At 39.8% G+C, this 6,349-nt stretch carries 7 protein-coding genes; 4 read left to right on the forward strand and 3 right to left on the reverse strand.

Going from position 1 to position 6,349, the window contains the following annotated elements; genetic code table 11:
- Positions 1-109 precede the first annotated feature (109 nt).
- Entirely contained in the window at positions 110-562 is a 453-nt protein-coding gene (locus JMW94_RS14380; protein WP_201604858.1) for a hypothetical protein, read from the forward strand.
- 137 nt (positions 563-699) lie between these two features.
- Here the strand turns inward: JMW94_RS14380 and repM are convergent, their stop codons facing one another.
- The 3 genes from repM to JMW94_RS14395 all read right to left on the reverse strand — a co-directional run bounded on the left by repM (position 700) and on the right by JMW94_RS14395 (position 4,480).
- On the reverse strand, positions 700-1,677 hold the full coding sequence (gene repM / locus JMW94_RS14385) for a replication initiation protein RepM (RefSeq protein WP_102076202.1): 978 nt from the start codon (positions 1,675-1,677) through the stop codon (positions 700-702).
- A gap of 281 nt (positions 1,678-1,958) precedes the next feature.
- On the reverse strand, positions 1,959-2,762 hold the full coding sequence (locus tag JMW94_RS14390) for a hypothetical protein (RefSeq protein WP_201604859.1): 804 nt from the start codon (positions 2,760-2,762) through the stop codon (positions 1,959-1,961).
- A 2-nt stretch (positions 2,763-2,764) separates the two neighbouring features.
- Entirely contained in the window at positions 2,765-4,480 is a 1,716-nt protein-coding gene (locus JMW94_RS14395) for a MobA/MobL family protein (protein ID WP_201604860.1), read from the reverse strand.
- Between the two features lie 255 nt (positions 4,481-4,735).
- Here JMW94_RS14395 and JMW94_RS14400 point away from each other — a divergent pair, with 255 nt between their 5' ends.
- The 3 genes from JMW94_RS14400 to JMW94_RS14410 all read left to right on the forward strand — a co-directional run bounded on the left by JMW94_RS14400 (position 4,736) and on the right by JMW94_RS14410 (position 6,260).
- On the forward strand, positions 4,736-4,999 hold the full coding sequence (locus JMW94_RS14400) for a mobilization protein MobS (RefSeq protein WP_201604861.1): 264 nt from the start codon (positions 4,736-4,738) through the stop codon (positions 4,997-4,999).
- Positions 4,996-5,556, forward strand: a complete 561-nt coding sequence (locus tag JMW94_RS14405) for a hypothetical protein (protein ID WP_201604862.1) — start codon at positions 4,996-4,998, stop codon at positions 5,554-5,556. Before JMW94_RS14400 ends, JMW94_RS14405 begins: the two co-directional genes overlap by 4 nt.
- Positions 5,557-5,903: 347 nt before the next feature.
- Positions 5,904-6,260, forward strand: a complete 357-nt coding sequence (locus tag JMW94_RS14410; RefSeq protein ID WP_201604863.1) for a hypothetical protein — start codon at positions 5,904-5,906, stop codon at positions 6,258-6,260.
- Positions 6,261-6,349: the final 89 nt, after the last annotated feature.

Consider the following 6,349-nt stretch of genomic DNA (forward strand, 5'->3'; position numbering starts at 1 on the left):
TGATTGAGGGCCTTCACTTGGTGTTCTTTAACAATGATAAGACTGTATTTCGACAGTTAGTTAGCTTTTTAACCCCTAAACCTATGAAAATCGGGTGGGGATGATTTTTTTGTCGTGTGCAGAGAAAGTTATTATAAGCCTAGATGGTGTTGAGCTTAATAAAACTGAAGGGTTTTCATACTTTCAAGCTTCACCCTTTAAGTATTTAGGGTCATTAACAGACGATGGTGAGTATGAAGCAGCAACCAGTCACGGTATTATTCCAAAAACTGCGAAGATTGGCGAGTCAGGTGAGCTTACAAAATCAACTACCTATACCGATAGCACTGAAAAAAACAAAGTATCCGACTCTGTATCTGAATGGTCTTTGAAGTCAGCCAGTGCCAATACTGCATGGCTTTGCGAAAATATTAAAAGTTCTTTTGTAGACAAAGATAAGCATGAGACGTCAGGCTCATTCTGTACTGAGATTGATTTGAAAGGCAATATTATAAGACATAAAACAGATATGGATTTGCCTGATGGCGATACCATAAAAAACGTTGTTTTTATTAGTCAATAACACGCAGTAGGGATGGTTTTCTTAAAGTTCCCTTGGAGTATACCCCAAGGGAACCAGCTAATTCACTCTTCAAACCTATTAACAGACTACTTAAAACAGACTGCTATAATGGAACCACTTATAATAGACCGCTAGCATTAATACTCTAAATAATCCCTGATTGGACGTTTTTTAAATTGAGAAGCGTCTTTTTTAAGGCGATTAATCATTTCAAACTCCCATCCTTGCTGCGACTGTCCAGCTGGGCTAGTAGGGGTAACCATGTGATTATAGTCAGTAATAAACTGAGGGTTACGAGCAATACGTCCTAGCTGTTTATCATTTAGATCTTCAACCGTAAACATATCAGCTGTATCTACGTCTCTACTAATACCTTGTCGTGTACTGCTTTTCGGTTTGCTTTTTGAGAGTACCTTAAATTTGAACCCAATAATGTTTTTACCATCTTTTTCTTGCTCATAGCTAACTTTGATATCAGTGTGCTTATTAATTTCTTTAATAGCTTTGTTTAAAACACCAGATTTGAAGTCACACATCCGTTCATATTCATCATCATCCACTCCAAGTTGCCCCCTAAATACTTTTAAGCCAAATAAAGGGGTCTTTTTGGCTTCACGCCATTGTATTAGAAGTTCATACAAACGTACTGAATACATGCTGTTGAGCATCGATGTTTGTTCTAACGTGTACTTAGTAAAAAACTGTTCTATACCATTTATACGTGTTATTTCATTTACTACCGCAGGCGTAAATATAATTTCGATAGTACCTTTATCCTGCTTATACTTTGCTTGACTTATCCAACGGGACTTAACGGGATAACCATCGTTTTCGTCTAAAAAAGTAAACCTACGCTCGAATAGGTTCTCTTCTGCTTTTTTAAGTACGTCATAAGCACCCTGTCGTGTCGTTCCAAACGCTTCAGCGTACCTTGAGGCTTTTATAGTTAAAGGTTTATCGGCTGATAAACCTTCATTTTTCTCTCTGCTGTCTATGATAGCCAACTGAACCAATCTTATTTCAGCAAGCGTAAGATTTTGGATTGCTGTATTTAGCCTGTTTGTCTTAACTATAAGATCCATCTTATTATTACCTGCATTCACACTTGGTTTCATCAACTTAGCCCCTCTAACTATATAACGATAAATAATATAGCACCATTATAACGATAAATAAATAGATATCGTTATAAGGTAAGTAAACTACGTTCTATGGGTAAGTAAACTACGTTCTATGGGTAAGTAAACTACGTTCTATGGGTAAGTAAACTACGTTCTATGGGTCGTGAGTGCCTTTAATACCAAGGGATGTAGCGGACTTAAAAGCATTAAAAGCATTAAAAGCATTAAAAACCTTTTTTCTTTTTTTTATTAACTAAAAGAACAAGAGCTTTTACCTATCTAAATTTGCAGTATCGATACTTATCTGTACCTGTAAAGCAAGTATTCGGAGTGACTCTCGCATAAAATTCACCATCTGGACCGTTAACCACATTATGAGCAATCTTAGCTGCTGCTAAACTATTGTATTTAGTTTGACGCTCTGCAATGTCTGCTTTGCTAGGCACAAGTAACCAAACAGAAAATAAAGTAAGAGCAAATATACAAGCACATATAGCACCTACCAGACCAGCAGCCTTCCAACTTAGTGATCTAGCAAACTCATCTGATAACTCTTTGGTGTATCGTTCAGCGCCTTCTCTAGCTTCCTTTCTAACACTGATTAACGTGTTTTTGGCATCATTGGCTAATTGCCGATTTTGTTCCTCAAACTCAGTAGAAAAAAAGCTTAAACTCTTAAAGTTGGCATCAAAGGTTTTTTTCATATCTGACGATAATAGGGCTAAATCATTAATACTGGTGGTGGCTAGGTTCACGGTTTGTACTAAGTGATGATTCGCCTTTTCAACATGACCACCAACGCCTTGCGTTAACTGGTTATGGTAGTGATTCAGCACCGCAGACACTTCTTTGCTAACCTCTTTAGCCGCACCAATAGCAATCGCTGATTTGATGACATTCTCTCGTTCTTGATAATCCTTGAGCTGAGCTGTTAGATTGTTTACCAGCTTGGCGGTTGCTGCGTCTCTGTCTTTGGTGGCTTGATCTGTTGCCTCTATTTTTTCTAACAAGGCGGTATTATGTTCTGTCAATGTGGCAATGGCGGTAAGTAGGTCTTCAAGGTTGGGTGTCTCTGACATTTTTATCTTCCTAATCCATAGCTGCGGCTGCGATTAATCTCGTTACTGTAGTCTGTAATCTCTTTTTGGACGCTCTGTAGTGCTTGCTTCTGAGTTTTTTCGATGGTTTGGCTGTGATTGTCTACAAATTCACTTAAAACGCCTTGTAGGGCTGCTGTGTGCGTTTTACGCTCACTGGTATAGTGTATATTTTTAATCTCATTCAATGCTTGCTGTGATTTGTCGTTAACTAAGTCCGTTAACGCGCCACGCTCATTTGACGCAAGCTCGCGCTGTCTTTGTGTGGTGTTTGGGTTATCCGTGTATTTATCGAGGCTGTGCATGACTTCATTAGCGACTGAAATCGCTAAAATAAGTTTGCCGGTCTTGCTGTTTGGATCAATCCCTTTCTGCGTATGCTGTTCCAATTGTGCCATTACAGCTGCATACAGTGATTTTTTGTCGGCAAGGAATTGCTTGTTTTCAAGCGCAAGCTGCCTTGCTCTGTCGGCTCGTGCCTGTTCAACGCGCTCACGTTCGGCTTGTTCACGTTTTTGTTGTTCGGCAAGGTCGCGCTGTCGCTGCTGCTCCAATGCTACCTCTTTTTGTTTTTGCTCATTCTCGCGCTTAGTCTTAATGCCCTTTGCCATCGCCATAGCTTGTGCCACCGCGTCTAGCGTGGGTGCTTTAGGCTTTGGCGCAGGTGGCGGTTCAGGCTCTTTGATAGGGTCATCTGCTGTGGTTGTCCTGCTTGGCATGGGTAAATCATTATGGATCGCCTGTACTGGTGGCGGTGTGCTGTGTTCAACGTCTTCAATCTTATGACCATTCAAGATAATGGCATCAGCGGCATCATTTACCATCTGATTTTTGGTAAGCGCTACGTCCCACACCAGCTCGTTACGCTCGTTGATTATTTCGTTGATGGTGCCGAGCTGTGTTGCTGGCGTTTTATCAATCTCGTAATGCTTACCTTCTTCTTTGGCTTGCTCTGCTTTTTTTAGCTCTCGTTCGTATTTGTCACGTTCTAGCTTGGTAGCGACTGACCCCATTTTGAGCTGTGGCTCAATATCAATCCCTTGCGCGGCATAGCTGCGACTATCTATCAATTTATGGTCATGCTCGGCTAGTTTTTCGTTGGCGATATGCTCCCATATTTGGCGAACCTCTTTGATCTCATGGCTCACGCGTTCCATGCCAAGCGAACGCCGCTTATTATCGGATAGCTCGATGGTCGCTTTGTCGGTCAGTAGGATTTCGTTGTTATCGTCAATCTCTGCGGTACGAGTAGTGAACATGATATGAGCATGGAAGTTGCGAGGGTCTGCGCCCCGATCAATCTCTTTTTGTGTCGGTTGATGAATAGCACAATCGGCAATCGTACCGTAACGATCGGCTAGTGTCTGGGCGAAGGTATGCGCTAGCTCTTTTCGGTCTTCTGCGCTCAATTCATGCGGTAGATTGACCAGCCATTCGCGAGCCACACGCGCATCCTTGCGCTTCTCGGCAGCTTCCGCTTTGTTCCATAAATCACTACGACCAATATCAGCGTTGGCAGCAGCCAACGCTGTCGGCAAAATAATATCGGCACTTATTACCCCATGCTTTTTTGAATAATCATGGGTCTTACCGTATCGCTTATCTTCTAGTTCTACCCCTGCGCGATAGCTCGCACTGGCAACAGCACTTTGTCCGTTACTTCGAGATATTGATTTAGTCGATGCGATAAAAATAGCCATTTCTACAAGCTCAGTTTTTAGGTTTTTGGCACTACGTCTTTTTGTAGTGTTGGGGGTGTGGGGGTTTACCCCTGCCGATGTTTTGACTTCATAAATGTATTGCCGTAGGTAATAAACATTTGTGAAGTCGAAAACTCGCACTTAGTCAGTGGGACGCAACCATCTGTCAAATAACTATATCATAAACTGTTGTTAGGTATTGGCGAAGTTGCTATAGTTAGGTAAGTAAATAATTTGATAATCTAGGAGAAGGGTATGAGCTTACTTGGTGGTAATGATCTAAAAGAACAGCAGAAGATCAATGAGCTTGAGCTTAAGATAAATAGAGAGAAGCAGAAGTTAGATAAGAAGCTAACACGGCAAAAAATACTACTGGGTGCTTTTCTTGTAGATGCTTTAGAGAAGGATTCAGTAGACGGTTTAAGGGAATATACAGCCGATAATCTGTTGGATTTTTTGACTAGACAGACGGATAAGGATTTAATGGCCGATTTAGTAAAAGGGCTTGATATTAAGTGAAACACTTAACAAAACGACTGAAACAATTCAAAGTATTAACATTAACTAGAAAAGTTCAAATAGTCATTCTTCTATTAACTTGGATAGGGCTAATAGCCTGGGCAATACTGAGTTGGCAAGGTAGAGACTTCCCTTTAGAGTCTGAGCTTAATTATAGCGAAGGTATTGTAGGCAGTTTGGACGTAGGTGAGGGAAATCACATTTTTATGTTGTTAGATCTCAGTAATCTTAACCGTAAAGAAGTATATGGGTGCAGCTATTCAGCTTTTGATACTGACCCCTCTTGTTTTGGCAAAGAATATTTAGAACCGATTGAAGGTAAAAAAGCCGTGATAGGGTGGTATATACAGAAAGATTTTCTAGGGTTCCATAATGGAATTAGACAGATGGTAAGTCTTAATGTGGAAGATGTCGAAGCTGGAATTAAGGAGGTGATCACTTATAAAGGGACTTTGGACACTATAAAGGGTATGAATACGTATATGAATATGGGTTTTATTATATTTATAGCATTCTTTTATTACTGGTTTTGGCGTTTTATGGATTTTATAGAGTGAAAAGGATGCGGTACCCTAGTGAGGACTTGAACATAGGGCTATAGGCTAATGGCATCAAGGTTTTGAATTGCTGAGATAGGCACAGTGTACTTTATGGTGTACTTACCATACATATTCTATCTATGATCGGTGCGCTATACAGGCTTCGAACTTTCTCTTATATCGCTACTAATTTCGAAAATTCTCACTTTTAAAGCTATTACTTTGACAACAGTTTTAACAACAAAGTGTCGTTATATCTGTTCAAAAGTAGTGGTTCACCTGTCGTAAAACCGTTAGTATAATCTACTATTTTCTGTATCTCGTTTATGCATCAAAAATCACAATATTAAAAATGATTGCAGCTTATGACGGCTCATAATCAATCGCAACTATTCGCAGTTATCTATCAAGAAGCTAAAAATATGAATAAATTAGTAGCCCTTTCTATCTCTATTACAACTGCCACAATGTTGTCATCATGCTCTACTGAACGGGTCAATGATAGTGAATTTCCTGTCGAATCAGTTTTAGCTAAGCAGTATGATAGTAATAACGAAAATACAGTTTATGCCGGTTATGAAACTAAAGATGGAGATGTATTACTTGCTTTACAGTCAAGTAATACCAAAGGCGCAGATACTAGCTTTGATGGTAAAGCTGCATCATCGTCAGCTTATAAAGTTATTCTCTGCACACGACAAAAAAACAAAAAAGTCTGTTAAAGCAAAGGCATAATAGTAATTTTTAAGACGAATCAGACCATGCCAAACTTTAACAGACTTAGTGAAACTTTAACCCAAAACCTGAGTAT

This window comes from Psychrobacter immobilis (assembly GCF_904846185.1).
GTDB classification, from domain to species: Bacteria; Pseudomonadota; Gammaproteobacteria; order Pseudomonadales; family Moraxellaceae; genus Psychrobacter; species Psychrobacter immobilis_B.